This is a genomic window from Acetobacteroides hydrogenigenes (genome assembly GCF_004340205.1).
Classification (GTDB): domain Bacteria; phylum Bacteroidota; class Bacteroidia; order Bacteroidales; family ZOR0009; genus Acetobacteroides; species Acetobacteroides hydrogenigenes.
Map to the genome: position 1 here is coordinate 25,176 of NZ_SLWB01000011.1, position 26,014 is coordinate 51,189.

21 protein-coding genes and 1 pseudogene are annotated in these 26,014 nt (G+C 42.6%); 13 read left to right on the forward strand and 9 right to left on the reverse strand.

Annotated elements, in window-relative coordinates; all coding sequences use genetic code 11:
* Positions 1–928: 928 nt before the first annotated feature.
* Positions 929–1,822, reverse strand: a complete 894-nt coding sequence (locus tag CLV25_RS11180) for a LysR family transcriptional regulator (protein WP_131839737.1) — start codon at positions 1,820–1,822, stop codon at positions 929–931.
* A gap of 110 nt (positions 1,823–1,932) precedes the next feature.
* Between CLV25_RS11180 and CLV25_RS11185 the strand changes: the two genes are divergently transcribed.
* Both CLV25_RS11185 and CLV25_RS11190 read left to right on the forward strand, forming a co-directional pair.
* Positions 1,933–3,030, forward strand: a complete 1,098-nt coding sequence (locus tag CLV25_RS11185; protein ID WP_131839738.1) for an NADH:flavin oxidoreductase — start codon at positions 1,933–1,935, stop codon at positions 3,028–3,030.
* Positions 3,031–3,068: 38 nt separating this feature from the next.
* On the forward strand, positions 3,069–4,178 hold the full coding sequence (locus CLV25_RS11190) for an alkene reductase (protein ID WP_131839739.1): 1,110 nt from the start codon (positions 3,069–3,071) through the stop codon (positions 4,176–4,178).
* Positions 4,179–4,260: 82 nt separating this feature from the next.
* Here CLV25_RS11190 and CLV25_RS11195 read toward each other — a convergent pair whose 3' ends face one another.
* On the reverse strand, positions 4,261–4,644 hold the full coding sequence (locus CLV25_RS11195) for a winged helix-turn-helix transcriptional regulator (RefSeq protein ID WP_131839740.1): 384 nt from the start codon (positions 4,642–4,644) through the stop codon (positions 4,261–4,263).
* Positions 4,645–4,836: 192 nt separating this feature from the next.
* On the opposite strand from CLV25_RS11195, the gene CLV25_RS11200 reads away from it, so the two are divergent.
* The 3 genes from CLV25_RS11200 to CLV25_RS11210 all read left to right on the forward strand — a co-directional run bounded on the left by CLV25_RS11200 (position 4,837) and on the right by CLV25_RS11210 (position 7,401).
* On the forward strand, positions 4,837–5,511 hold the full coding sequence (locus tag CLV25_RS11200) for a type 1 glutamine amidotransferase domain-containing protein (protein WP_131839741.1): 675 nt from the start codon (positions 4,837–4,839) through the stop codon (positions 5,509–5,511).
* 7 nt (positions 5,512–5,518) lie between these two features.
* Positions 5,519–6,289, forward strand: coding sequence for a type 1 glutamine amidotransferase domain-containing protein (locus CLV25_RS11205; RefSeq protein ID WP_131839742.1), 771 nt, complete (start codon positions 5,519–5,521; stop codon positions 6,287–6,289).
* Positions 6,290–6,375: 86 nt separating this feature from the next.
* Positions 6,376–7,401, forward strand: a complete 1,026-nt coding sequence (locus CLV25_RS11210; protein ID WP_131839743.1) for an L-dopachrome tautomerase-related protein — start codon at positions 6,376–6,378, stop codon at positions 7,399–7,401.
* A 220-nt stretch (positions 7,402–7,621) separates the two neighbouring features.
* On the opposite strand, the gene CLV25_RS11215 is transcribed toward CLV25_RS11210, so the two are convergent.
* Together CLV25_RS11215 and CLV25_RS11220 are read right to left on the reverse strand one after the other, a co-directional pair.
* On the reverse strand, positions 7,622–8,515 hold the full coding sequence (locus tag CLV25_RS11215; protein WP_131839744.1) for a CorA family divalent cation transporter: 894 nt from the start codon (positions 8,513–8,515) through the stop codon (positions 7,622–7,624).
* A gap of 48 nt (positions 8,516–8,563) precedes the next feature.
* Positions 8,564–9,094: a dihydrofolate reductase family protein gene (locus CLV25_RS11220; RefSeq protein WP_131839745.1), complete on the reverse strand. Its 531-nt coding sequence runs from the start codon at positions 9,092–9,094 to the stop codon at positions 8,564–8,566.
* A 250-nt stretch (positions 9,095–9,344) separates the two neighbouring features.
* Between CLV25_RS11220 and argS the strand changes: the two genes are divergently transcribed.
* From argS to folD, 3 genes are all read left to right on the forward strand, one after another.
* A complete protein-coding gene (gene argS / locus CLV25_RS11225) occupies positions 9,345–11,135 on the forward strand; it encodes an arginine--tRNA ligase (RefSeq protein ID WP_131839746.1) in 1,791 nt (596 codons plus the stop codon).
* 107 nt (positions 11,136–11,242) lie between these two features.
* Entirely contained in the window at positions 11,243–12,571 is a 1,329-nt protein-coding gene (gene ffh / locus CLV25_RS11230; protein WP_131839747.1) for a signal recognition particle protein, read from the forward strand.
* Between the two features lie 20 nt (positions 12,572–12,591).
* A complete protein-coding gene (gene folD / locus CLV25_RS11235) occupies positions 12,592–13,473 on the forward strand; it encodes a bifunctional methylenetetrahydrofolate dehydrogenase/methenyltetrahydrofolate cyclohydrolase FolD (RefSeq protein ID WP_131839748.1) in 882 nt (293 codons plus the stop codon).
* 49 nt (positions 13,474–13,522) lie between these two features.
* On the opposite strand, the gene CLV25_RS11240 is transcribed toward folD, so the two are convergent.
* The 3 genes from CLV25_RS11240 to CLV25_RS11250 form a co-directional block, all read right to left on the reverse strand.
* On the reverse strand, positions 13,523–14,257 hold the full coding sequence (locus CLV25_RS11240) for an outer membrane beta-barrel protein (protein WP_131839749.1): 735 nt from the start codon (positions 14,255–14,257) through the stop codon (positions 13,523–13,525).
* A 13-nt stretch (positions 14,258–14,270) separates the two neighbouring features.
* Positions 14,271–14,876, reverse strand: coding sequence for a plasmid pRiA4b ORF-3 family protein (locus CLV25_RS11245; protein ID WP_131839750.1), 606 nt, complete (start codon positions 14,874–14,876; stop codon positions 14,271–14,273).
* Between the two features lie 350 nt (positions 14,877–15,226).
* Positions 15,227–17,884: a M1 family metallopeptidase gene (locus tag CLV25_RS11250; RefSeq protein WP_165877067.1), complete on the reverse strand. Its 2,658-nt coding sequence runs from the start codon at positions 17,882–17,884 to the stop codon at positions 15,227–15,229.
* A 181-nt stretch (positions 17,885–18,065) separates the two neighbouring features.
* Between CLV25_RS11250 and CLV25_RS15945 the strand changes: the two genes are divergently transcribed.
* Positions 18,066–18,353 (forward strand): hypothetical protein, encoded by a 288-nt coding sequence (locus CLV25_RS15945; RefSeq protein ID WP_165877068.1) that lies wholly within the window; start codon positions 18,066–18,068, stop codon positions 18,351–18,353.
* Here the strand turns inward: CLV25_RS15945 and CLV25_RS11255 are convergent.
* On the reverse strand, positions 18,350–19,084 hold the full coding sequence (locus CLV25_RS11255; RefSeq protein ID WP_165877069.1) for a M48 family metallopeptidase: 735 nt from the start codon (positions 19,082–19,084) through the stop codon (positions 18,350–18,352). The genes CLV25_RS15945 and CLV25_RS11255 overlap by 4 nt on opposite strands.
* Complete coding sequence (locus CLV25_RS11260) at positions 19,084–20,358, reverse strand: SPOR domain-containing protein (protein WP_131839753.1); 1,275 nt, start codon at positions 20,356–20,358, stop codon at positions 19,084–19,086. The genes CLV25_RS11255 and CLV25_RS11260 overlap by 1 nt, the downstream gene beginning before the upstream one ends.
* Before the next feature lie 134 nt (positions 20,359–20,492).
* Here CLV25_RS11260 and CLV25_RS11265 point away from each other — a divergent pair, with 134 nt between their 5' ends.
* From CLV25_RS11265 to CLV25_RS16185, 4 genes and pseudogenes are all read left to right on the forward strand, one after another.
* Positions 20,493–21,719, forward strand: a complete 1,227-nt coding sequence (locus tag CLV25_RS11265; protein ID WP_131839754.1) for a hypothetical protein — start codon at positions 20,493–20,495, stop codon at positions 21,717–21,719.
* Positions 21,720–21,787: 68 nt separating this feature from the next.
* Positions 21,788–24,055, forward strand: coding sequence for a PAS domain-containing protein (locus tag CLV25_RS11270; RefSeq protein ID WP_131839755.1), 2,268 nt, complete (start codon positions 21,788–21,790; stop codon positions 24,053–24,055).
* A gap of 127 nt (positions 24,056–24,182) precedes the next feature.
* Positions 24,183–25,277 (forward strand): annotated as a pseudogene (locus CLV25_RS16180) (DNA polymerase III subunit gamma/tau); the annotation flags it as partial.
* Between the two features lie 34 nt (positions 25,278–25,311).
* On the forward strand, positions 25,312–25,980 hold the full coding sequence (locus tag CLV25_RS16185; RefSeq protein WP_131839757.1) for a hypothetical protein: 669 nt from the start codon (positions 25,312–25,314) through the stop codon (positions 25,978–25,980).
* Positions 25,981–26,014: the final 34 nt, after the last annotated feature.

The window sequence follows — 26,014 nt, forward strand, 5'->3', positions numbered from 1 at the left end:
CTGTCTATTATAAAAAGGCAACGTAATGGTTTAAATAGATATAGGAACAACAGAATTGCACCATTTTCAGCAGATTGTATTTCATTTTAGATCTAGCTTTAGTAAAACTGTTGCCTATTGAACTACTAATTTGTAGTGTTTTAAACCAACACAATGATCACTAAAGAGCTCTATATTGGAGTTCTCCTGTTTTCGAATAGACATGATGCTTCTCGCAATGTAAAAAATAGAGATACTAAATATCCTCTCGCTAACCTTAGTCTAATTAAAACGCACGGGGCTCTGTGGCATTTAGCTAACGCTGAGCTCGCGTTGCTCGGTTGCATTGCCGTCGAACTTAAAAAGCGGTCTAAGACCGCCATCAATCGCCAAACCAACCAAAACCATACACCAGTGCAGCCTCCACCAGGGCTGCGCTTTGCTTTTTTGCTACTCCGTATAACGGTTTGGCGAAAGCTATTTAGAAAAGTTGAATTCAGCGTAGCTGAACTTTGCCTTTAAATTTGCCTAGCCCTAGAATAATTCTAAGTTGAAAGATCACTAATCCGACTCAGATGTACCTATATCTACACTAGATTAAGGTTATTCTATGATGAAAGAACACTAATCTAACTCAGTTTTACCTAAATCTACATTAGATTAAGATTATTCTACGATGAGAGATCACTAATCCGACTCAGAATTACTAAATCTACGCTAGATTAAGGTAATTCTACGATGAGAGATCACTAATCTGACATAGATTTACCTAAGTCTACACTAGATTAAAGTTATTCTACGATGAGAGAACACTGATCTAACTCAGTTTTACCTAAATCTACACTAGATTAAGGTAATTCTACGATGAGAGAACACTGATCTGACTCAGAATTACTACATCTACTTTAACATAAGGTGGGCTCAAGCGCAACTTTGGGAGTATTATTTGCTACATTTCCTCCCGAAGAATGCCCTTTATGCTTTCTATTTCGTGTTGCCTTACACAACCCTTTACCGTAGCGAAATAAATGGTGTTTACGTAAGGAGCATACCCTTCCCAAAGAATAGATATTTGCCCATTCTCAACCTCCTTTTTACACAAGAAAGTCGGAATAACAGCTAAACCACTGGCAGACGATAGGCATCGAACTATTGAGTTGATGTTAGGGACAATAAAGTTGGGCCTAAAATTGGGACGCTGGGCAAAGTTTGCCTGCCAAAACTGATTAAGATGCTCCATCTCGCCTGTTGTGCCAAACCATTTCTGCTGCTTTAACCAGAGTTGAATGTTTTCGTGGTTTTTACTTTTAATGAGTTCGATAAACCCATCGGTAATAGTATTGCTACCGCAAATCAAGGCTATCCGTTCCTCCGAGAAGGGCTCAAAGAGTATTGGCCGAGATTCATCTTTATTCGGGGTAATTACTATATCGACGATCCCTTTCTCAAGTTTTTCGAGCAGATCGATGTAATGACCAAACTGTACAACCAGGTTAAATGGAAGTGAGCTGATGTGCTTTTCCAGGCTGTACTGAAAGGTTTCAAAACACATTCCAATGCTTACGGTTGGAGTTGCATCGTTGGTAGATCTTTTAAAGACTTTTTCAGCCTCTTCGAGCCTTGATAATGGTTCCTGAAGAAAAGCATAAAGGACCTTACCTCGTTCGGTTGGAATCATTCTGCGAGCCTTTCTTTCGAAAAGCTTAAACCCCACATACGCTTCAAGCGAGTTGAGATGAAGGCTAACACCCGGCTGAGATGCGAATAGCACTTGTGCTGCACCTGTCAGAGTGCCACTCTCGTATATGGCCTTAAATGTTCGATACCATTCGTAGTTTACCATGTTCAATAGTATTACTATAATAATACAAAGCCATAAATTAAACTATTTTTATTATACATGTCAACATAGTTCCTTTGCATCAGAGAAAAAAAACGGAATTGTTATACAGCATGAAAGAGATTTTTGAAAGCACGCAAATAAATGGCATGGTTCTCAAAAATAGGATCGTCCGATCGGCCTTATGGATGAAAATGGCCAATAGCGATGGGCTTGTAGCCGAGAATCTAATAAAAACCTATGAAGCACTAGGTAATGGAGGCTCAGGATTGGTAATTACAGGCTATGCAACGGTCTTAGAAAACGACAGACCCAATAATGGAATGATTGGATCCTATAGTGATATTTTTTTAGAAGGATTAAGTAGGTTGTCCAGCGCCATCCAAAAGGGTGGAGCCAAAGCAGCATTACAGCTTGCAGTTGGTGGATCTCAAAGTCATATTAGCGATAGAACCGGATTAGACTTCATAGGCCCCTCTGCTATCGAAAACAGGGTGACCAGAATTACACCACGAGAGATGTCGCATGAAGACATAAAGCATGTAGCAAAGAGCTTTGGCAATGCCGCATATCGTGCTAAGCAAGCCGGATTTGATGCGGTACAGCTACATGCAGCACATGGATACCTACTTAGCCAGTTCCTGACACCATACTACAACCGACGTTCAGATGAATATGGAGGTGCAATACACAACCGTGCCCGAATAATTTATGAAGTATATAAAGAGGTTCGAACACGTGTTGGAGCCGAATACCCTATTCTGGTAAAAATTAACCACGATGATTTTATGGACGAAGGCGAGGGATTAACCTTTGATGAAGCCCTACAAGTCATAGAGCATCTGGATAGCCTAGGGGTAGATGCATTCGAAGTTAGCGGAACTAATGAATCATCGGGCAAGGGCATTGGACCAGCACGTAAACGCATTAGTAAACTAGAAAACCAGTCGTACTACAAGAATGCGACAAGCATAATTGCTGATAGAGTAAAGGCACCTGTAATACTGATGGGAGGCAACAGAAACCTCCCCTTGGTACAGGAGATCTTAAATAGTAGCAATATTGAATACTTCTCCATAAGTCGTCCATTACTTTCGGAGCCAGACCTACCCTTGAAGTGGAAAGGGAATAGCAGCTATATGCCAAGATGCATATCGTGCAACAAATGCAGCGAAACAACACCAAACAGCTGCTTTATGAACAGAAGGTAAACAACTTGTCCATTGAACAAAAATTTAAAACGAAGGATATGAAGCTATTTAACGAGATTAAAATTGGCGATAAGATTGCCAAGAATCGAATTGTAATGCCCCCAATGACACGCTCGAGGGCAAGCAAAGGGGATATTGCCAATGAGCTAATGGCCGAATACTATGCTCAGCGAGCCTCTGCGGGACTAATTGTATCGGAAGGAACACAAATCAGCCAGCAAGGTAAGGGCTATGCATGGACCCCTGGAATTTACACTCCAGAACAAATTGATGGATGGAAAAAGGTGACCAAGGCCGTGCATGCCCAAGAAGGAATTATATATGCACAGCTTTGGCATGTTGGCCGCGTATCCCACAATTCATTACAACCCAACAATCAAGCACCTGTTTCTTCGTCGGCCTTACGGGCAGAGGGCGTAAAAGTATTTATCGATCCTGAAGATAGAGGCCCTGAGGCAGGAACAGGTGAAATGGTTCAGCACTCTATGCCAAGAGCACTAAGCATTCCAGAAATTAGGGTAATCATAAAACAGTATGCCCAAGCAGCCCAAAATGCCATAGCAGCAGGATTTGATGGTGTAGAAATACATGCTGCTAATGGGTACCTAATCAACCAGTTTATTGATTCTGAATCCAATCAGCGAACTGATGAGTATGGTGGTGCATTAGAGAATAGGCTACGATTTATGAGGGAGGTTACCGAAGCCGTTGCCGATGCAATTGGAAAAGAAAAAGTGGGAATCCGGCTAGCTCCATTTACAACGCTGCAAGGAACTGTTGATCGGAATCCAAGCAAAACCTACCTTACAGCAGCAAGAATTCTTAACGAAATCGGAATCGGATACATCCATATTGCCGAAGCAGATTGGGATGATGCCCCAGAAATGCCGTTAACGTTTAAGCAGGAACTGCGAAATCTGTTTTCAGGCGTAATAATCTATGCAGGAAAGTATACTAAGGAGCGAGCCGAAAAGATGATTGATTCCGGCTTGGCTGATATGGTAGGGTTTGGCAGACCTTTTATTGCAAATCCCGACCTTCCCTACCGCCTGCAAAATAACCTATCGCTTAACGAAGGCAATAGGCTAACCTATTTTGGAGGCACATCCAACGGATATACCGACTATCCCTTTGCAAACCTGAGATAGTACTGTATGAAAAAACAAAATGTATAACTTTTAGAGTTTACATTCCATTAGATTGGCCATAGCTTAAGCGCTATGGCTATTTTTATAGTGCATCAGCAATCTTAACCACAGTTGCGCGCTGATCGGCAACCATTTCGCCCCACTGAGCAATGGCATCAAGGAGCGGGATAAGCGATTTACCGAACTCGGTTAACTCGTACTCGACCTTTAGAGGAGGCTTGGACGTATACACCATACGGGTTACGACCCCATCCTCCTCGAGCTGCTTCAGCTGTAGGCTCAGGGTTCGTTCGGTAACTACTGGTAGCGTTTTTCGCAGCTCATTATACCTTTTTTTTCCATCGCGAAGATGGTAAAGTATTACCGTTTTCCACTTACCCCCAATTATGTCCATGGTAATGCTCGTGGTACATGGATATAACTTACCATCAATACTATACAGTTCGCTAACACACTTTAACGCCATAAGCTTCAACCTATCCTTTTGGATAGTTATTGCAAAGATAATATGCTATACTTAGTTTTGCAACTATAAATATTATAGTACAAACATAGCAAAAGGTGATAGCGTCGCTCCTCCTCTTGATGAAGGCGCCAACAAGAAATAGGATTAGAGTGGCAATAATATGGTGCCGTTTGCATTAAAATTTCGTTGATAATGAAGAAAGTGTTATTTGTGGTAAGTAGCCATAGCGTTAAGGGCGCTACAGGAGAGCCTACTGGATACTACCTTGGAGAAGTTTCTCATACATGGAGCGTACTTCATGATGCAGGCTTAGAAATTGACTTTGTTAGTCCAAAGGGAGGTGAAGCCCCCGGTGAGGGTTTTGACTTTACCGATCCCATAAACAAGAAATTTTGGGATAACGATGAGTATCGCTCGAAAATTCAGAACACGCTAAAGCCAAGTGATGTAGATGTGGATCAATACGTTGCCATATACTATGCAGGTGGACATGGCACCATGTGGGATTTTGCAGACAACACAGAATTGCAGCAAATTACTAAACAAATTTACGAGGGCGGAGGTTATGTTGGTGCTGTTTGCCATGGACCTGCAGGCTTGCTTAACGTTCGCCTAAGCAATGGAGACAACCTCGTAAAGGGTAAGCGTGTAAATACGTTTACTGATGCAGAGGAACGCGCTATAAATCTCGACAAGATTGTACCCTACATGCTCGAAACTGAGATGAAAAAGCGTGGAGTACTGTTTGAGTCATCGGGATTGAGGGAGCCTCACGTAGCGGTAGACGACAGGCTAGTAACCGGACAAAACCCGGCATCGGCAAAAGGAGTCGGAGAGGCGTTACTTCAACTTATTAACCAACAATAGTAGCAATATGAAAAGAGTCTTTGGATTTTTTGTGCTGGCAGCCATGCTGCTTATGACAGTCAACCAAGCCGATGCACTTTCGAACAGAAGCAAGGCGGCAAAGGGGAAGGTTTTGTTTGTGGTTACGAGCCACAGCGAGAAGGGTTCGACTGGGGAAAAAACGGGCTACTACCTAAGCGAGGTATCCCACGCCTGGAAAGTACTCGTAAATGCCGGTTATGAGATCGACTTTGTTAGCCCCAAGGGTGGTGAGGCACCTGTAGATGGCTTCGACCTGAGCGACCCAGTTAACAAGGCATTCTGGGAAAATGCAACCTATAAGGCAAAGATATCGAATACCCTTAAGCCTTCAGAGGTTAAGGTTCGTGATTACGTAGCCATATACTTTGCCGGAGGGCACGGAACCATGTGGGATTTTGCCGATAACAAGGAACTACAGAGGTTAACCCGTCAAATTTATGAGAAGAATGGTGTTGTAGGAGCCGTTTGCCATGGACCATCGGGTTTGGTAAACGTGAAGCTGAGCAACGGCAAGTACCTGGTAGAAGGTAAGAGGGTAAACTCGTTTACCGATGCCGAAGAAAAGGCACTTAAGATGGAAACTGTGGTGCCATTTATGCTTGAAACCGAAATGCGCAAGCGTGGTGCTAAGTTCGAGAACTCGGAGATGTGGCAGCCCCACGTTACTGTAGATGGACTCCTAGTGACAGGCCAAAATCCAGCCTCGGCAAAAGGAGTTGCGCTAGAAATGGTTAAGCTACTCAACGGTAAAAAGTAACCTAGAATAAGGTTTAACTGGCAGGATGATCAGCTGGCATTGCGGGTAATATAAAATCCCGCAATGCTAAAATTAAACAGATGCATATGAAACGAATTGTTTTAGTAGCCATTATTGCAATGCAGACCGTAGTTGCAAGCTCACAGAGCCGCGAGGTTATTAAGGTCGCCTCTTTTAAAGGTATACAGGTTACGGGTATTACCGTTAGCAATAAGGGGAGAATATTTGCCAACTTTCCAAGGTGGAGAATGGGCGTACCATTCTCTGTAGTGGAGGTAATGAAAGATGGGAGCTATAAGCCATATCCAAACGTAGGCTTAAATAGGTGGGAAGTTGGGCCGCCGGCAGACAGCTCGTTTATTGGGGTTCAGTCGGTTGTTGCCAATGGTGACATGCTGTACATTCTTGATACGGCTAATCCTTTATTTAAGGGTATAATTACTCAACCACGGCTGTTTGTGTTCGATTTGAAGAGCGACAAGCTGGTGAAAACTTACAACTTCCCTTCTAGCGCAGTCCATTCAACCTCCTATGTTAACGATTTGAGAATCGACAACAAACGAAACCTTATCTATTTTACTGATTCTGGAGAGCCTGGTATTATCATTTTGGATACTAAGAAGGGCCTGTTTACTCGCGTACTTGACAACCATCCCTTTACCAAAGCAGAGGTTAACTTTCTTACATTTAACGGTGCTAGGATGCCCTTCACCGTTCATTCGGATGGAATAGAGCTGAATGCTCGTAACGATATTCTGTACTTTCACGCTCTTTCAGGGTATACCCTCTATGGGATTGAGATTAGCACATTGCTCGACCCTAGAAAATTGGAAAAGGCAAAACCTTTTATGATGAAAACAGCAGCACCCGACGGAATGATTATGGACGAAAAAGGGAATCTTTACTATGGAGATTTAGAGAATAACAAAATTGAGTATATAACACCAGATAGGAAGCAGATTAGGACTTTGCTAGAAGGTGAAGCGGTAAAATGGGCTGATACCTTCAGCATTCATAGCGGGTACTTATACTACACCAACTCACGCATAAACGAAGCAAAGGGAGATATCTCCAGTATGGAATTCACCATAAATAAGGTGAAGCTACCCTAGGTTGTCTACAACGATATAAAATTTAGTGCTGAAGACGACCAAAAAAGCAATCCAGAATAGTAAAGGGCAGCCTTTTTTGCTTTCTGTTTTCCGAAATAAGAACTCATTAAAAAACTACATAAATGTTAGATCGTTCCAGACTACCTCCTTTTATTGAAATCCCGAAGTTATTAAGGTTTCGCCCCTTCGGGGCTTTTCTTTCGATTCCCTACCCCCTATTCTAAAGGATTTTTCTCCTCCGAAACCACTGATACGTTATCAGCGATATCGCCAGCATAAGCAGCACCACAAAGAGGTAGCCGTAGCGCCACTTCAGCTCGGGCATCACCTCGAAGTTCATCCCGTAAACGCCCACAATAAACGTTAGCGGCAGGAAGAATGCCGAGAAGATGGTGAGCAGCTTCATGACGTCGTTACTCCGTTGGGCAGTAAGCGTGAGATAGGTATTCATCAAGCTGCTGCTATCCTCCAGCGCCTCCTCGTACTCTAAAATTAGCCGGACCAGCGAATCCTTAACATCCTGTAGCGCCGTTTGGTGCTCCTGCTGGATGGCATACTGATTCAGCACCGCCTGGGTAAGCATCAACAGCTTCCGGCTGATGCGGAGCTCTGCCTTCTGGTAGTACAAATCCTCCTGCGACACCCGCTTTAGATCCTTCAGGAAGATTATTTTCTCAATCTCGTCGATATGGTTGGCATGCCAGCTGGCCGGCCCAATGTAGGAGTCTACAATGTGGTTAAAGATGTGTATTACCAGCTGGTGAATGTCGATTGACGAATCCAGCTTATCCTCGATGTCCAAAAGAAAGGGGAAGCTAGATCGATGCACCGTAATCAGGAGGCCATCCTTAATAAAGAAGGCAACCTTCCCCGACAGCTCGTTAACCGTGGTGACGTTATCCTCGAGCCGTGCGGTATAGGCGCGGAGGATGATAAAGGTGAAGCCGTCGTGCTGCTCAATTTTGGGCAGGTGTCCCGGCTCCATGCTGTCGGACACCAGAAAGTAGTTGAGCTTATGCTGGGCAGTTATCTCCTGCAGCTCTTCGTTGGTTGGCGAAACGAGGTCAATCCAGTCGAACGAATCAAATTTGGTTTCCTTTATGCTGGTTGTCATATCCGTTAGGCATTGTTCTTGGTAAAGATAGCGGTTCTGTTCGAAATGCTACCTCGCCCGATACTCCAAAAGAACCATTCCGGTATCGAACACCCTGCTCTTTACCAACGATAGAGGAACCTCGCCATCCAACCCCTCGAAGAGCTTAATCCCCTTACCAACAATGGCAGGTGCAACGCAAACCATGATATCGTCAATCAGGTTTGCCCTTAGCATCGAGGCGTTAAAGAGGCCTCCTCCAAGAAGCCAGATATCCTTCCCCTCCTGCTCCTTTAGCGCTTCGACGTACCGGGTGGCATCATCGCTCACAAAGGTTACGTTACCATCGGGTTCTACACCCTGTGTGGAGGTAAACACGTAGCATTGCTTCCCGGTATAGGGCCAGTCGACACCAAAGCTGATGATGGTTCTATAAGTGTTCATGCCCATGATAACCGTACCAATAGATTTGAAGAAATCATGGTACCCATGATCGATATTCTCGGGGTTTGGAACCTCGTACAGCCACTCTAAACCGCCATTCTCGCTGGCAATATAGCCATCGAGCGATGCGGCAATGTATAGCCTTAGCTTTCTCATATGCAGATTATAGTTGTATCGTGTAACATGTCTATCGAATCACAAAAGCGACCAAAAGGAAATATTGTAAAGATCGATGAATTCTCTATCCTAACACCTATACCAGCATTAAAGTTGATGGAAGCCCAACGTTAAACTACCCTTAAAGAGGCTTTTCTTGCGAATAAAATGCACAAACTTCCAACTATTAATTTTAATTATAGGCTCGGCTTTATATCTTTGCACACTACATTTAATTTGCACATATAGAATGAACGTTGAATCAATCATTTCGGATTGGTGTCTTGCAGGAGCGCAGGCGCTTTATGGAAACGAAATCGCCGCATCGCATATTCAAATCCAAAAGACCAAGAAGGATTTTGAGGGAGACTATACCCTAATTGTGTTCCCTTTTGTAAAACTCGCCAGAAAGTCGCCCGAGGCTATCGGAAAGGAAATTGGCGAATACCTTTTGGCTAACGTTCGGGAAGTATCAGCATACAACGTCATTAAAGGATTCCTAAATATTGCTCTTACCCCTGAATTCTGGGCTGATCGCCTAAATCAGGCGTTGGCAACACCTAACTATGGGATTGCAGAGCCAAACAGCGGCAAGACAATCATGGTCGAATACTCTTCGCCCAACACCAACAAGCCTCTACACCTAGGTCACGTTCGCAACAACCTGCTCGGCAACGCTGTTTCGAAGATTTTGAAGGCTAGCGGAAAGAAGGTTTACATGGTGAATCTGGTCAACGACCGCGGAATTCACATCTGCAAGTCGATGATTGCCTGGAAACTTTTCGGCAATGGTGAGACTCCAGAATCGACAGGTAAAAAGGGCGACCACCTTGTAGGCGACTACTACGTACGCTTCGACAAGGAGTTCCGCGCTCAGGTTAAGGAGATGGTAGCAAGCGGCATGGAGGAAGAGGAGGCAAAGAAGAAGGCTCCTATCCTACTTCAGGCTCAAGACCTCCTCCGCAAGTGGGAAGCTAAAGACGTAGAAACCATCAACCTTTGGAGCACGATGAACGGCTGGGTTTACGAGGGTTTCGAAAAAACATACAACGACCTTGGAATTACCTTCGACCGCACCTACTACGAATCGCAAACCTACCTTTTGGGTAAGGAGCTTGTGATGAAGGGCCTCGAAGCAGGCGTATTCTTCAAAAAGGAGGACGGCTCGGTTTGGATTGACCTTACCGATGATGGTCTCGACCAAAAGTTGCTGCTTCGTGGCGATGGCACTTCGGTTTACATGACACAAGATCTAGGCACCGCCCACCAGCGCTTCGACGAGTACACGCTCGACGAGCACATCTACGTTGTGGGCAACGAGCAGAACTACCACTTCCAGGTACTTCGCCTCGTGCTTAAAAAGCTTGGATTTAGCTGGGCAGATAGCATCACCCACCTATCTTACGGAATGGTTGAGCTACCCGAAGGTAAGATGAAGTCGCGCGAAGGTACAGTTGTTGATGCCGACGAGCTGGTTGACGAAATGGTATCTACCGCACGTCAGATGTCGGAAGAGCTCGGCAAACTCGATGGCTTAACCGAACAGCAAGCTATCGACGTTAACCGCATGGTTGGCCTTGGTGCGCTAAAGTACTTTATCCTTAAGGTTGATCCTAAGAAGACCATGATGTTCGACCCCAAGGAATCAATCGATTTTAACGGAAATACTGGCCCATTCATCCAGTACACCCACGCTCGTATCAAATCGCTGCTACGTAAGGCAAAGGATGCCGGAACTGAAGCACCTTCATCAATCAACCTAAGCCTTTGCCTATCGCAAAAGGAGATCGATCTGATTAAGATGCTCGACCTTTACCCAGAAGTCGTATCAACAGCAGCCGATCAGCTCTCGCCAGCTATCATTGCGAACTACGCCTACGACATGGCCAAGGAGTTTAACCAGTTCTACCACGATTCGCCAATCATCAAGGAGGATAACGAGGAGATACGCCAAATGCGCCTTGCCCTCTCTCAGCAAATTGCCCTTACCATTAAGAGCGGCATGAGCCTTTTGGGAATCGAGGTGCCTGAGAAGATGTAAATCTGAAGACACTAGATATTAGACATTAGATGCTAGACAATAGAATAGTCTAAAGTCTAACATCTAAAATCTAAAGTCTGAAAATGTAATTAAAAAAGAACCAATATATGTTCGAGAATTTATCCGACAGGTTAGACAGGGCATTTAAGTTGCTGAAAGGTGAAGGTAAAATCACCGATATCAACGTTGCCGAAACCGTAAAAGATATCCGCAAGGCGCTCTTGGACGCCGACGTTAGCTACAAGGTTGCCAAAAACTTTACCGACGACGTAAAGAAAAAGGCGCTTGGACAAGACGTGCTCAACTCCGTTAAGCCAGGCCAAATGATGACCAAAATCGTACACGACGAGCTGGTACAGCTTATGGGTGGCGAAATGGTCGACATCGATATCAAAGGTTCTCCTGCTGTAATTCTTATTGCAGGTCTCCAAGGTTCTGGTAAGACTACCTTCTCTGGTAAGCTTGCCTCTTTCATCAAGAGCAAGAAAGGACGTCAACCCCTTCTTGTTGCCGGCGACGTTTACCGTCCTGCAGCTATCCAGCAGCTGAAAATTCTTGGTGAGCAAATCTCAGTTCCTGTTTACACCGAAGAGGGAAGCAAGAATCCGGTAGAGATCGCTAAGAATGCCATCAAATTCGCCAAGGATAACGGTCATAACGTGGTTATCGTCGATACCGCGGGACGCTTGGCTGTTGACGAGGCGATGATGCAGGAAGTTGAAAACATCAAGAAAGCGGTTAACCCTAGCGAAATCCTCTTCGTTGTCGACTCGATGACCGGTCAGGATGCCGTAAACACCGCAAAGGAGTTCAACGACAGGCTCAACTTCGACGGTGTTGTCCTAACCAAGCTCGATGGTGATACCCGTGGTGGTGCGGCCCTCTCCATTCGCTCTGTTGTCGATAAGCCTATCAAGTTCGTTAGTGCCGGCGAAAAGATGGATGCCCTACAGGTGTTCCACCCCGAGCGTATGGCCGACCGTATCCTAGGCATGGGTGATATCGTTACCCTTGTTGAAAAGGCACAGGAGCAGTACGATGCCGAACAGGCTCGTAACCTTCAAAAGAAGATTGCTAAGGATCAGTTCAACTTCAACGACTTCCTTTCTCAGATTGGCCAGATCAAGAAGATGGGTAACCTAAAGGATCTCGCAGGCATGATCCCAGGTCTTGGCAAGATGATGAAGAACATCGACATCGACGATAATGCCTTTAAGGGTATAGAGGCCATCATTAAATCTATGACCCCGCTTGAGCGCGAAAATCCTGCCGTAATCAACGGTAGCCGCCGCAAGCGTATTGCCGAAGGTAGCGGAACCACCATTCAGGAGGTAAACCGCCTGCTCAAGCAGTTCGAGGACACCCGCAAGATGATGAAGATGATGTCGGGCGGACCACGTGCAATGGGTGGCATGATGAAAGGCATGAAACGATAAACCACATAAAACGTTAGGCTATGAACTTAATAGACGGTAAAAAAATTGCCTCCGAAATCAAAGCCGAAATAGCAGCAGAGGTTAAGGAAATGGTTGCCCAAGGCCATAGACCACCACACCTTGCTGCAATTATTGTTGGTCACGACGGTGCAAGCGAAACCTACGTAGGTCACAAGGAAAAGGGCTGTGCAGAAGTTGGCTTCAAGTCCACCATCATCCGATTCGAGGAAGATGCAACCGAGGCAGAGCTGCTTGCAACAATTAAGAAGTTCAACGAGGATCCCGAAGTAGATGGCTTCATCGTTCAGCTTCCGCTTCCCAAGCACATCGACGAGAATAAGGTAATTGAGGCTATCGATCCTAAAAAGGATGTTGACGGATTCCATCCAACCAACGTAGGAAGAATGATGATTGGTTTACCTTCATACATCTCTGCTACACCTTTTGGCATCATGGAGTTGCTTAAGCGCTATAAGATAGAAACAGCAGGCAAGCATGCGGTTGTTATTGGCCGTAGCAACATTGTAGGTCGACCAATGGCCAACCTGCTATCGCAAAAAGGCTATCCGGGCGATTGCACCGTAACCGTTTGCCACAGCCGTACCAAAAATCTTAAGGAGGTTTGCCATTCGGCCGACATCATTATAGCTGCACTTGGCGCTCCAGAGTTTGTTACCGCCGAAATGGTGAAAGAGGGTGCTGTAGTTATCGACGTAGGTATTACTCGAGTTAAATCGGAAACGTCTAAGTCGGGATGGAAGCTGCTTGGCGATGTTAAGTTCGATGAGGTTGCCCCAAAATGCAGCTACATCACGCCCGTACCCGGAGGCGTTGGAGCGACTACCATTGTTGCGCTTCTAACCAATACGCTAAAGGCTTGCAAAAAGGAAATCTACAAGTAATAGCAAATATAGAACATAAAAAGGGCTCGATTTTTCGAGCCCTTTTTGTTTAAAATCGTAAGCCTAACGTTAGGCCAGTATTCAAGTACGATACTGTTTTCTTTTCATTGGGAAGAGATTCCGAAATCTGCTCCTCTGGTATTAAAGAACTTGTATCGCGCCGTTGTACATCGGTAAATTTGGCGAATGAGATTCCATATTCAACCTTTATTCCGATATCCACCGATTCTCCAATTGGGTATCTCAACCTTGCGCCCAAAAGAGCACCAGGAGCAAGCGATCGCTTAGCCGAAACGGTCATAGTTTGCACGTTACCAGTCTGCGAAAGTTTATTGAAGTTTTGCTTAGCAAACTCAACAAGGTTTATCCCTACGCTCCCTTTTACGTCGAACGTTAAATGGCGCATAATTGGTAGAAACGTAACACCTCCCACGCCAAAAAATGTAGAACGATATGGATCTATATCAATTTTTGACAGGGTAACTCCGCTACCATAGGCATCAGCCAAATCACTATCCTTTACCTTAAAAGTAGTGGTTAGCACCTCTACCTGTAAGCCCCACTCGTCGGTAATCTTTCTAACAAACCCAAACGACATGCTGCCACCTGAGCGTGGTTTTAGAAATACGGCATCAGTTTTAGCATTCGAGAATGGGGGAAGCGAAATGTTATACCCTACTGAAATATCCAAGTAGTACGTCGACTCCTCTTTTTTGTCGCTTTCCTGCGCAAAGGAGGCAAAGGCCATAGCCGCCAGCATTGCTGTAAGCAAAACCTGTTTCATGCGGTACCTTGTTTTAGTTTTTATCGGTTACGTCCCAATCGAATTCCTCATCTCCTTCGTCCAAAAGAAACTGCTCTTCAATTTCCTTAAACGAATCATTGATGATGCTTATTTCGAAGAACTCTGGATCAAATTCTCCACCGATCCATTCAACAAGTTCCTTGTACTCCTCGCTATCAGGGTTCTTGAGCGTTTCGAGCATGTCAAGATACCCAGTAATGCCACCACAGTCCTCTGGTGGACAGTTACGCTTCCCGCCAACGCAGATCATGTGTTCCAGCGGTTCCTTTGCTTCGATTATCTTTTCTAGCGTAATTTTATGCTCCCAGTTATCTCCAAAATCGTAAACGTAGTTAATGGAGTCCTTCTCTGCCTTAAAGATGTCCACTATGTTAACAACAGAATCGTCCAGAACACTGTTGTCTTCTAACGCTTCTGGATCACCATAGATCAGCCCACCCTTTTCAAATTGGTAAAGATGCGAATCATACCATCCCATTGCAATTTGAGCAGCGTAATGAAGGTCTAAAAGCTGAGTATTGTCGTTAAGCTGAACGCTACGCCAAATTGTTGGCGATATTCCCTTAAGCTCAATCTTAAATTGGTAGATTTTACTCATAATCGTTGATTTTTAAAATTCTCGGCTTTCACCCTTCGGATTTGCCTTTATACAAACATACATTATTCATTTTAAAAAAAAGGATAAAATGGGAATCTCTTTACGCGGCAAAAGCTAATCAGAAAGAAAATCGGGACAATTTTGTTGAAATGGAAGAGTGTGTCTCCACCAAGATGCCGTGCTAGAAGCAAGAATACCCCGATACCCTGAAACGCTTGCACAAAGAGAACAGAACTCCAAACCTATTTTGGGCAAGAACGGAGCCGGCCAAACACCAAAATGCTTTTTTTACTCATGCATGGAGCTATGTAAGCACAACTGATAGCCTCATGAACGCTCCTCGTATGCATTCACTTCTTACTGGCAATACTTGTCGATCGTTTAAGCAAATCCGAACACTGGTAAACCTTTGACAATAGTGACGGGGAAATAGACTTGCCCTCTTTGCTTATGTAACCGCAAACTATAGCGTAATCGTCAGCCGAGGTGTGCCCATACAAGAGCGACGACAGCCAGTTCTTGGGGAAGAAGATGTCTCCCGTTTGCTGGATTTCGGGTAAAATGGATAAACCTTTTGCCAGATATTCCTCCGATTCGTCGTTACGCAAAGGATGGTTTAAAAGTTTAAGAGCATCAGCAACCCAAGCCTCCTGCTTTCTATTTTCCAGATGCAATAACGATTCAAAAAGCTTATCTCTTACAATCTTTTTGGGATCGACAGCCTGAGAAATAAAGTTAAACCGACGCAGATTGTCGATGTTCTTAATACTTTTTCGGGTTACATTTAATATAGAACTCGATTCTTCTGGCATCCGAATGCAAAGTTCAAATGCAAAATTCTGAAGATCCATCTCCCCAATCCATCTATTATCGCTAACAACTTCGTGGCTCCATATCTCATGCATTTTTCTGGCAGACTTTTCAGAGTGCATAACCTTTGCAATAGTTCTTAAGTACTGAATCTTTAGTTTATTGTCATTTGTATGTGAATACGCGTTCCAAAGTGAGCATTCAACCATTTCTCGCGTAGCAGCATCGTCTTTAGAAATGAAATAGAGATTTGCAGAAAGAAGGTAATCAAGAGACATGCTAATAAGTAGCTCATTCTTTTCATATTCTACCACACGAACAAGCAAAGCGAGCATACTTTTACCGTCAAAATTGCCGTTTAGCATATTCTCGTACAAGGTAACAATGCAAGAAGCCCGATGCACCGGATTTTTCAGATTCTGATAGTGACGAACAATCGAAGCGCACTTTAGGGAATCCAACTCAAAGTAGCCATATCCAAACCCATTAGAGTTGGGAATAAAGCAGTCATTATTTCTTCTGCATTTAGGGAATATCAGAACTTGTTCTTTGCCCCCCTTTTTACCAAGAAGCGCAGATTGGGAGGTTCCCTTATGATGCACTAATTTGGTAAACTCAATAAGTTGAAGATAAGGAAGCCTAATCTCAGATGGCAATTTCTGTCGCAACACAATGCCACACCCCACGCTGTCTTTATAGTATACATCATAGGCATAGATTGGCATACCCGCACTTTCGACCCAACTCTTGCTCCAATCCTTTACGCTAAACCTAGCATGCTTATCAAAAATTTTGACTAGGTCGCCCCAGCTCGCATTACCTAAAGAGTAAGTCCTTAGATACTCACGCAGAGCGTTCTGAAAGGCATATTGCCCCATTAATTTCTCCAGAGAACGAATTACAATGGGTGCTTTGTGGTAAATAATATTACCATACATGGTACCTGCAAGATTTAAGTTCTCCAGCCTTTGTTTTATCGGATTAGTACCCTTTGTACGATCTTCGCTATACGCTTTAGGGGCATGAGCAATTAAAAATTGAAGATCGCTATTTACAGATGGAAATAGTTCCTTAACAATCTTGTCCGCAAAGAAGCCTGCAAAAACCTCCTTCATCCACACATCGTCAAACCACGGCATGGTTACAAGATCCCCAAACCACAAATGAGCCGTTTCATGAGCAATAAGTTCTGCCCTAGCAATTTTTTCCGGTTGAGTGGCACTTTCTGCTAGAAACATCTTAGAATCAACATAGAAAACCGATCCGGGATGCTCCATCCCACTAAACTGGAAGAACGGAATAATTGCTAAATCGTACTTTTGGAAAGGATACAAGATGCCGGTGTACCTCTCCATCCACCTTACAGAATAGTCTACCATATAAAATATGGAATCAAGGTTTTGTGCTACCTTCTTTGCATCATTTTCTCTATAAAGAACAGCATACTTTTTGCCATCAATTTCCTTTTGAGCTTTCGAGAACTTTCCGGCAGTAAACGAAAAAAGATAAGTACTAATGAGATCAGACTGCTGAAATTTGAAAGTCGTACGAGAACCAGAAGTTGTTACAGAATCAGCTATACTCGCATTGGATATTGCAGTCCACCCTTTAGGTAAGTCAAGTTCCAACTTGAAATAAGCTTTCAAATCAGGCTGATCAAAACAAGGGAAAACAGTCCTAGCTCTATCTGGAACTAAAAGTGTATACATTAAATCGTCTTTTCTATTTAAAGCCTGATCACCTGCTAAAAACTTAATAGCAATTCTATTTCCCCTCTTTTTGAGATACTTTGAACTAATAACAATATGCTCATTAATTAACTCGTAAGCTATCTCTTTCTCGTTGCACATTACGTTTTTTATACTAGAAGCATCGCCTGTAAAGTCTAGTACAACCTGCCCAAGATCACGCTTAAAATCGAACGTAATTATCTCATATCCATCAACCTTTTCATTACATCCCTTGGGAATGTTAAATCGAATATCATAGGATAGATTACCAATTAGCCCTGCTCGTTCTTGTGCAAGTTTCTTTGAAACACCAGGTTGAAGTACCATTCTGCTATCAGAGTCACCACAGCCTAAAAGCATGGTTATAAGCAGCATTGAGAAAAAAAATTTAACTCGCATATTTACTTTGTATAGCTTTATTTTTAATATAAAAATAGAACTAATTTTAGTAATAGTAAAGAATTGCATGTTTTTCTTTTCTATTCGAACACATCTAAATATAAAACAATTACATAGAAACAGGGAGCATACTACGTTCACAAATAGACCTTGAGGTATAAATCTCATTTACATTTTAACAATTTCCGATGTTGATTTAAAACAAAAAGAGTTATACCTTAACCATATGAAACTTTTCTCATAGAAAGCCATGGCAAGTATAAAACATCTAAAGAAGAGAGTTAAAACACTTTGTGATAACGTACAAAATGAATGCTACGTAGAGTTGCTTTTTGGAACAAGCAATGAAGTTGAGCTAATTTGGAGCATAATGTCACGCTGCGATAAGCTGCATCATGAAACAATTCAAAAGATAAATTCAAAAATACCTAAAAAACTTTCTGCAAAAGAGCGCAAAACCTACTACAAAGCGCTTTCTGAGAACTTTTACAGCAAAACGCTCGATTTTATTAACGATATGAACTCTATTATACCCTAAAAATAGCGCGTACTATACTTTTTCATCTCTTTTGCTAGCAGTTTTGCCTTCGCGCTAGTATGCTTATCGAGTAACGCCCAGAATTTAGGCCCATGGTTCTTTTCTACCGTATGGCATAATTCGTGAAGAATTACATAGTCAATAAGATAATCTGGCAGTTGCATTAGGTAAACACTAAGATTGATATTATTCTGATAGGAACAACTTCCCCATCGCGACTTTATCTTTTTTACTGCCACATTGCCAAATCTAAATCCACATTCCGATGCTAACTGAAAAACCCTCAAGGGGAGTAACTCTTTTGCTTCCATGGTCCAAGCTCGTTCGATAGCCTTTACAGTCAATTCCTGCACTGTTGCGTGTTCAGTTTCCACTCCTTCGGGGACAGATATCCTAATTTCATTTTGAAGTATCCGACAGGACACGACACTGTTTTCTGAAGAATGTCTAGCAAAAGTAAGTATTCGCTTTTTCGTCCTAAACGAAGTCGATTCATTAAAAACAGTCTTTCGTGTTTCAAGATTAGCCATTTTTGCTTTAGCCATCTCTATCCATTCCGTTTTCTGAAGCACGAAACGTTCAGCATCGTCAAGTTTAATATTAAAAGGCATTGTTACAACAACACCTTTAAAAGGTTTAAGAACAATAGAAACCCGCCGAACACCTTTTTTCCTAACGTAGAAAACCTCCCCAATAGCAGGATAGACAACTGTTTTTGAGCGACTTTCCATTATTTTGAACTTATCCATCCATCAACGCCCAATACTTTTATGCGATCTTTTTCTTTTTGAGCCTCTTCGTACGTCTTAAAGCTGGATGTTACTACAGAGTATACCTTACTTCTATGAACGACACGTCCTTTAATCTTCTTTTTTGCTAGATGAGCCACATGCTTTTCGGCATTTTCATTGGTCTCAAAAGACCCCAACACTACCACAAAACTTTTAGAATCAATACTGCTTTCTTGTTTGACGGGCTTCTTTGCTTCTGTAACCAATGCTTTCTTGTTAACATTTAGCCTTTCGTTCTCTTTTGTCTCTTCTTTTACATTTGCATCTCTTTCCCCTTCTCTCTTAGACAAAGACGCTGTATTTTTTACCGTATTTTCTACTGTAGCAACAACTTCGTTGTCAATTGCATCTTGAGCGACTTCCTCTGCTTCAAGTTTTTTCTCTTCTACTTCTTTTTGTTCTGAATCTATTGGATCCAAAACAATCTTAGGCTTAGAGATATCAGCCTTGGTTCCAAAAATATCTGTCCAAAAAACATTAAGAACAAATAGCGCCCCCAATAGCAGTATAAAACCAACTAACAATGACTTCGAAATTTTTCTAGGAGTAGAATTACTACGATGAATCTCCTCTTCCCTTTTTAGAATTTCCCCCTTATTGTTTAATACACCTACTGAAACATCATCTTCTTTATCTTCGCTCTTCACGTCTGTATTCTCATTGTTTTCCTCGGTTTTATCAACAATATGCTGTTGATCTTTATCTGCCAACGGATTATCCATATCTACCTTAGAAGAAGAGAACATAACATTTGGAATTGATTCGGTAAACACATCGACAGGCTTCCCAACTAGTTCCTCCTCTTTTACAGTAGAATTGTTTACCATTGTCGTAGCCAATTCGTTCTCTTCCAGATCCCTTGACTCTTCGTAAGGACGATCGATAGAGAAAGCGGCATTCCCCTGTCTATCTTTATAGAAATAACCGAGCCCTTCTACTTCGTAAACCTTTTTGTCTACATTACTTATAGAGTTTTTTACAGCATCAACAAAAGATGCGACTTTTAATCGAGCATCATCTTTATGTAGGCCGCATACGTGCGCTAGTTCGTTCTCTAAAAAACCATCGTTATACTTTAGAAACGGGCTGAACGTTACATTATCTTTTGTAAGAATATTGCTGAGAGTGCTATCTTTAATCAGGAATGCGCCAAAATCGGGTATTATAACCCTCTTCCCTTGCGATACGAGTGATTTGATGACTGTTCCTACCATTTTTACTCCTAGTTATATGTAAGCAAAGTTATTGTTTATTTTATCTTCTTGAACAGCGGTGCTACTACTCGAAGCTAAAATTTCAAGTTCCCTTTTTTCAAATATCTTTGTGGCCTCAATAAAAAAACAATAGAATGGTAAAGAGATTTATACTTGCTGCCACCGCCGCTGTATCGGCATTTAGTGCGATTGGCCAAAGCGATGACATTAAAGTTAAGATTTCAGGATTTGTAAAAGCCGATTATTGGATAGATACCCGCAAGAATACCGATGGTGTAGATGGGTTGTTTTGCTATTACCCTCTTGCACCCGAATACGATGCTAACGGAAAAGACCTTAATGAACAACCTACTGCAAATCTAACAGCCCTCTCAACAAGACTTCGCTTCAACATATCCGGTCCAGATGTATTTGGAGCAAAGGCCAATGCAATAATCGAGGCCGATTTTACAGGAACAACGGAAGTTGCACTTCTCCGCCTTCGATTGGCCAACCTAAACCTATCTTGGCCAAAATCCACGTTGCTTATAGGACAAGCATGGCATCCCTTCAGCATACCCCAATTTTTACCACGAACTCTTTCCTTAAATACTGGAGCCCCATTTCAATGCTTCAACCGAAATCCACAAATAACATATACCTATTCAATAGGGCCAGGTTTTAAAGTTCTAGGCTCACTAAACTACCAGAGCAGCTACGAAAGCCTTGGTCCAAACGGGAAAAGTTCCATTTACCTCAGAAATGCCATTATTCCAAATCTCGACTTCCAGATGAGCAAAACGTTTGGGAAGTCGACCATTGGTGTTGCATACGATTTTAAGATGCTTCGCCCAACCATCTATAATGTAGCAGCAGACGGTAAAAAGTACCAGAACAACAATACAGTTAAATCCAATTCATTTTTAGGATATTACAACTACACATCGGAAAAACTATTTGTCATTGCAAAGCAACTTTGGGGGCAAAACCTAACCGAATTTCTAATGCAAGGCGGATATGGAGTTTCCAGTACCAATCCGACAACTGGGATACAAGAGTACGCGCCATCTAAAGGTACGTCTACGCTTATCAACTTTTGCTACGGAACCAAATATCGAATTGGAGGAACTTTAGGGTACTTGTGCAATAATGGTTTTACTGAAAATGTATCCAAAATATACGGAAGAGCAGAAAATCTTAAAGAGATGATTCGCATTGCTCCTAACGTAATGTATGTGTCCAAAAATTTTCAGTTAGGCATTGAGGGTGAGTTTAACCGAGCCTACTGGGGAAATGTTGACTACAATAGCAAGGGAAATGTTGTTAATGCAAAGGCTGTAAACGGATTTCGATTTTTAACTTCTTTACAGTACAATTTTTAGGATTTAATTCAAGAATATTTTTTTCTTTGCATTAGAATATTCGAACCTGTCCATCAAAAAAAGTAGTGATGAGGGATAATGCAACCATACTTTCTAGAAGGTATGCTTTTTACCTGTTTTTAATTGGCGTTGGAATGTGGCTAATAGCCGTAAGCATAGAGGCAATCGTATCTAAACAGGCCTTTACATTAGGCTTAATTGGAGATTTGCATGCTAAAAACGTTTCGTTTCTATTCTTAGATATTATTCCATTTGCGCTAGGTTTTTGCGGCTATCGTTGGGGCTTACACACCGGACAAAAAGCCGATACTCTTAATGAAATCATCGAAAAGGATAAGCAGCGTAATACAAAGCTTATCGCATTAGTCGACGAAATAAAGAAGGGGAACTTTGAAGTCAGCAATGGTTTTGACAAAAAAGACAAGCTAATCAATTCAATATTAGACCTTAGAAACTCTTTAAAAACCAGCACACAAGAAGAAGAAATTCGCAAAAAAGAAGACGAAGAGCGCCACTGGGTAGCACAAGGTCTCGCCAAATTTGGAGAAATACTTCGAGCCAACAACGATGATATGACGGAGCTTTCGTACAATATCATTAGCCAGCTGGTAAAATACGTAAGAGCAAACCAAGGAGGTATTTATCTTCTAACCGAAGACCAAGAAAACCGAAAGGTTTTTGAAATGAAGGCATGCTACGCTTACGAGCGTCGTAAGTATGTCGATAAGTTAATCAACCTTGGAGAGGGCCTTGTAGGTGCATGCGCCAAGGAAGGAAAAACCGTTAACCTAAAAAAGGTACCAGATACATATCTTTCCATTACCTCGGGACTTGGACATGCTAATCCTAAGTTTTTGCTTCTAGTTCCGTTGAAGTTCAACGAAGAGACACATGGTGTTTTAGAGATTGCATCTTTCAACGAGTTCAAGCCTCACGTAGTTGAGTTCATCGAAAAAGTGGCCGAGAGTATTGCATCAACCATTGCCAATGTAAAGATCAACATTCGTACGGCAATGCTTCTTCGCGACTCTCAGGAACAAGCAGAAATGCTTGCCTCTCAAGAAGAAGAAATGCGTCAGAACATGGAGGAATTGCAGGCAACCCAAGAAGATGCAGTTCGACAAACCGAGCGTTTGTCTGGCTACATCAATGCACTAGACAGCGTGCATATGCGTGCAGAGTTCGACTCATCAGGAAATCTTGTTGCAGCCAACGACCAATTCCTCGAAAAATTCGAGGTTCCTCATTTCGACGATGTCTACGAAAAGAACATTACCTCGTTCATTCATCCTGAATCCCTTACTTCATTCCGTAATAGTTGGGCAAACCTTGTTGCAGAAGACAAATGCCACGAAGGTGAACTAAAGTGTGTAACTTTTATCAATAAAACGATCTACCTATTTACCTCATTGAGCCGCGTAAACCGCAGCAATGGAGAAATGGATAAGGTGCTTTTACTAGCTCTAGAAGTTACCGATCAGAAGAAAGAAGAGTTAGAGATGAGATCTATTGTTTCGGCAGTAAACTCCTCGCTCCTTCAAGCAGAGCTCACCAATACAGGTGATCTTGTAGTTGTAAACGATAAGCTAAAAGCCGAACTAGGATACAATGATGTTCAGACTGTTTATAACATCAACGAATTCATCAACGATCTTGACAAGCCTCAGTTTGAAAAAGCATGGATGAAGCTTGTCAACCAAGGTTTCTTTGAAGGAACCATCAACTTTACCAGCTTTGATGGCCAGGTTAAGGCATTAGATATTACCCTAATCGGTATCAGAAACTTTAACGACGATATCGTTAAGATTGTACTAATTGGAACTGACAAATCTGCAATAAAGGCAGTTGAAGACAAGTATCTTCAGCTTCAAGAAACTACAGAACAGCTAAAGGATGCGCTTTCGAAAACTGAAGAGGAGATTAACCGAAGAATTAGAGAGGTTCGCGAACAGTTGGCCCTCCAATATAAAGAGGTTGAAAGAATCCGAATCCGCAACGATAAAACAGTTGATAACGCCCCTATCGCAATGGTTTGCTTCAACTCACAAGGAATTATTGAGGTATTCAACAAGAAGGCTGCAGAAGTATGGGGATACCAACCCTCCGAAATAATTAACATGCCTATAAGCAAGCTATTCCCCAAAGAGCAGGTTCAAGGTGAAGGCATTGTAAATGCTATCTGCGATGTGGATAAAATCAAGCCGATAAACCAAAAAGAAAGCGTAAAGATTATAAACACCAACAACCAAAAGCAGGCGGCTTATATTACACTTGCTGATGCCAGAGTAACCAAAGAGCATAACTACGTTGCCTATGTAGAAGTTATAAGCAACTAGCAATATAAAGACAACCAATCATTTCAACAAAATAGTATAGGGTGAGAATTTAATCTCACCCTATATTTTTGAAATGCGGGAAGGGTGACTATCTTTGTGAAGAAGAACATAGAATTGGGACAAAAGAATGGGAGAATTTATTGTATCAGCACGTAAATACCGTCCGGCAAGCTTCGATACTGTTGTTGGTCAAGGGTCTATAACATCAACCCTAAAAAATGCCATACAGAGAAAGCAGCTAGCACACGCCTACCTATTCTGTGGTCCTCGTGGTGTTGGGAAGACAACGTGCGCCAGAATCTTTGCCAAAACCATCAACTGCTTCAACCCGACAGCCGACATGGAGCCATGCGGCGAGTGTGAATCATGCAAGGCCTTCAACGAAGGTCGTTCATACAACATTCACGAGCTCGATGCCGCATCGAACAACTCGGTTGAAGATATACGTACCCTGACCGATCAGGTACGCATTCCTCCGCAGATTGGTAAATACAAGGTATACATCATCGACGAGGTTCACATGCTCTCGTCTGGTGCGTTTAATGCGTTTCTTAAAACGCTAGAGGAACCACCTGCACATGCCATCTTTATACTTGCAACTACCGAAAAGCACAAAATATTACCAACCATTCTGTCTCGTTGTCAGATATACGACTTCAACAGAATGGGCGTTGAAGATACCGTAAAGCATCTTACCCAGATTGCACAAAAAGAGGGTATTACATTCGAAGAAGAAGCCCTAAATATTATAGCACACAAGGCAGATGGTGCTATGCGCGATGCGCTATCAATATTCGACCAAGTAGTCGCATTTTGCGGTACACATCTCAGCTACGCTAAGGTTATCGAAAATCTTAACGTGCTCGACTACGACTACTACTTCCGGTTAACCGACTCATTCTTAGCAAAAGATCACGTTAAAGCACTTGTTCTTTTCGATGAAATATTGGCAAAGGGATTCGATGCTCAACACTTTATGATTGGACTTTGCATCCATTTCCGCGATCTGCTCGTTTGCAAAGATCCACAATCAACAAAACTACTCGAAGTTGGAGCCAGCATTGCCAACAGATATAAAGATCAAGCGGCTCGTTGCAGCGTAGCTTACCTTTACGAGGCAATGGCAGCCTCAAATAAATGCGATGTAGGATATCGATCGAGTAGTAACCCTCGACTTCATGTAGAACTTGCGCTGCTTCACCTTTGCTACATTGGTGAAGAAAAAAAAAATTAGCGAACGAAATCTAGGTGAACTAATGAGCGGTGTAGATACCGCTAGTTCTGCTCAAACAGCATCAACAAACAATTCTACAACATCATCACAGAATCAAACAAGTATAGTCAAAGACACTGCTCAGAAACAAGCAGAGCCTAAAGCACAAGCACGTCCGTCCCTCCCATCTCTGAAACGAACGCCATCCTTTTCTGTAAAAGATGCCATGTCGGGAAAAATAGCCCCCACAGCAACAGCATCGCAGACATCGGCAAGCGATACAGGTAGCGATGCCTTGGAGAACATGGATGATATTGAAGAATCCTTTAATTCTATGGTAGAGGAAGTCGATTTTACACCAAAAAATCTAGAACAGGTATGGAATCGACTTGCGAGCCACATCAAAGCATCAAGACCTCGAATAGGGAATGCACTCCTTGCAAACAAGCCTAGCATTATTGATGATAACCTCATCACCTTCGACGTTGTAAACCAGCTGCAGAAGGACGAGTTGATGACTAACTACAACGAGATCATCAGCTACATCCGTAAATCGCTAGGAATGCCCTTGCTCGAACTCGAATTTAATGTTGTAGAGGCTGATAGCACAAATGCACGTCCCTACACCATTGACGAGAAGTTTAAGTTTATGATCCAGAAAAATCCAGCAGTGCTTACGCTAAAACAAGCCCTTGGTCTTGATTTTGAATAGATCTGTGTGCAAATAATTCCCCTCCATTTTAAAA

What these genes read in the sequence shown, in the direction of transcription:
- CLV25_RS11180 (WP_131839737.1), bottom strand. Translation starts at nt 1,822, where the DNA reads ATGGTAAACTACGAATGGTATCGAACATTTAAGGCCATATACGAGAGT.
- CLV25_RS11185 (WP_131839738.1), top strand. Translation starts at nt 1,933, where the DNA reads ATGAAAGAGATTTTTGAAAGCACGCAAATAAATGGCATGGTTCTCAAA.
- CLV25_RS11190 (WP_131839739.1), top strand. Translation starts at nt 3,069, where the DNA reads ATGAAGCTATTTAACGAGATTAAAATTGGCGATAAGATTGCCAAGAAT.
- CLV25_RS11195 (WP_131839740.1), bottom strand. Translation starts at nt 4,644, where the DNA reads ATGGCGTTAAAGTGTGTTAGCGAACTGTATAGTATTGATGGTAAGTTA.
- CLV25_RS11200 (WP_131839741.1), top strand. Translation starts at nt 4,837, where the DNA reads ATGAAGAAAGTGTTATTTGTGGTAAGTAGCCATAGCGTTAAGGGCGCT.
- CLV25_RS11205 (WP_131839742.1), top strand. Translation starts at nt 5,519, where the DNA reads ATGAAAAGAGTCTTTGGATTTTTTGTGCTGGCAGCCATGCTGCTTATG.
- CLV25_RS11210 (WP_131839743.1), top strand. Translation starts at nt 6,376, where the DNA reads ATGAAACGAATTGTTTTAGTAGCCATTATTGCAATGCAGACCGTAGTT.
- CLV25_RS11215 (WP_131839744.1), bottom strand. Translation starts at nt 8,515, where the DNA reads ATGACAACCAGCATAAAGGAAACCAAATTTGATTCGTTCGACTGGATT.
- CLV25_RS11220 (WP_131839745.1), bottom strand. Translation starts at nt 9,094, where the DNA reads ATGAGAAAGCTAAGGCTATACATTGCCGCATCGCTCGATGGCTATATT.
- argS (WP_131839746.1), top strand. Translation starts at nt 9,345, where the DNA reads ATGAACGTTGAATCAATCATTTCGGATTGGTGTCTTGCAGGAGCGCAG.
- ffh (WP_131839747.1), top strand. Translation starts at nt 11,243, where the DNA reads ATGTTCGAGAATTTATCCGACAGGTTAGACAGGGCATTTAAGTTGCTG.
- folD (WP_131839748.1), top strand. Translation starts at nt 12,592, where the DNA reads ATGAACTTAATAGACGGTAAAAAAATTGCCTCCGAAATCAAAGCCGAA.
- CLV25_RS11240 (WP_131839749.1), bottom strand. Translation starts at nt 14,257, where the DNA reads ATGAAACAGGTTTTGCTTACAGCAATGCTGGCGGCTATGGCCTTTGCC.
- CLV25_RS11245 (WP_131839750.1), bottom strand. Translation starts at nt 14,876, where the DNA reads ATGAGTAAAATCTACCAATTTAAGATTGAGCTTAAGGGAATATCGCCA.
- CLV25_RS11250 (WP_165877067.1), bottom strand. Translation starts at nt 17,884, where the DNA reads ATGCAATTCTTTACTATTACTAAAATTAGTTCTATTTTTATATTAAAA.
- CLV25_RS15945 (WP_165877068.1), top strand. Translation starts at nt 18,066, where the DNA reads ATGGCAAGTATAAAACATCTAAAGAAGAGAGTTAAAACACTTTGTGAT.
- CLV25_RS11255 (WP_165877069.1), bottom strand. Translation starts at nt 19,084, where the DNA reads ATGGAAAGTCGCTCAAAAACAGTTGTCTATCCTGCTATTGGGGAGGTT.
- CLV25_RS11260 (WP_131839753.1), bottom strand. Translation starts at nt 20,358, where the DNA reads ATGGTAGGAACAGTCATCAAATCACTCGTATCGCAAGGGAAGAGGGTT.
- CLV25_RS11265 (WP_131839754.1), top strand. Translation starts at nt 20,493, where the DNA reads ATGGTAAAGAGATTTATACTTGCTGCCACCGCCGCTGTATCGGCATTT.
- CLV25_RS11270 (WP_131839755.1), top strand. Translation starts at nt 21,788, where the DNA reads ATGAGGGATAATGCAACCATACTTTCTAGAAGGTATGCTTTTTACCTG.
- CLV25_RS16185 (WP_131839757.1), top strand. Translation starts at nt 25,312, where the DNA reads ATGAGCGGTGTAGATACCGCTAGTTCTGCTCAAACAGCATCAACAAAC.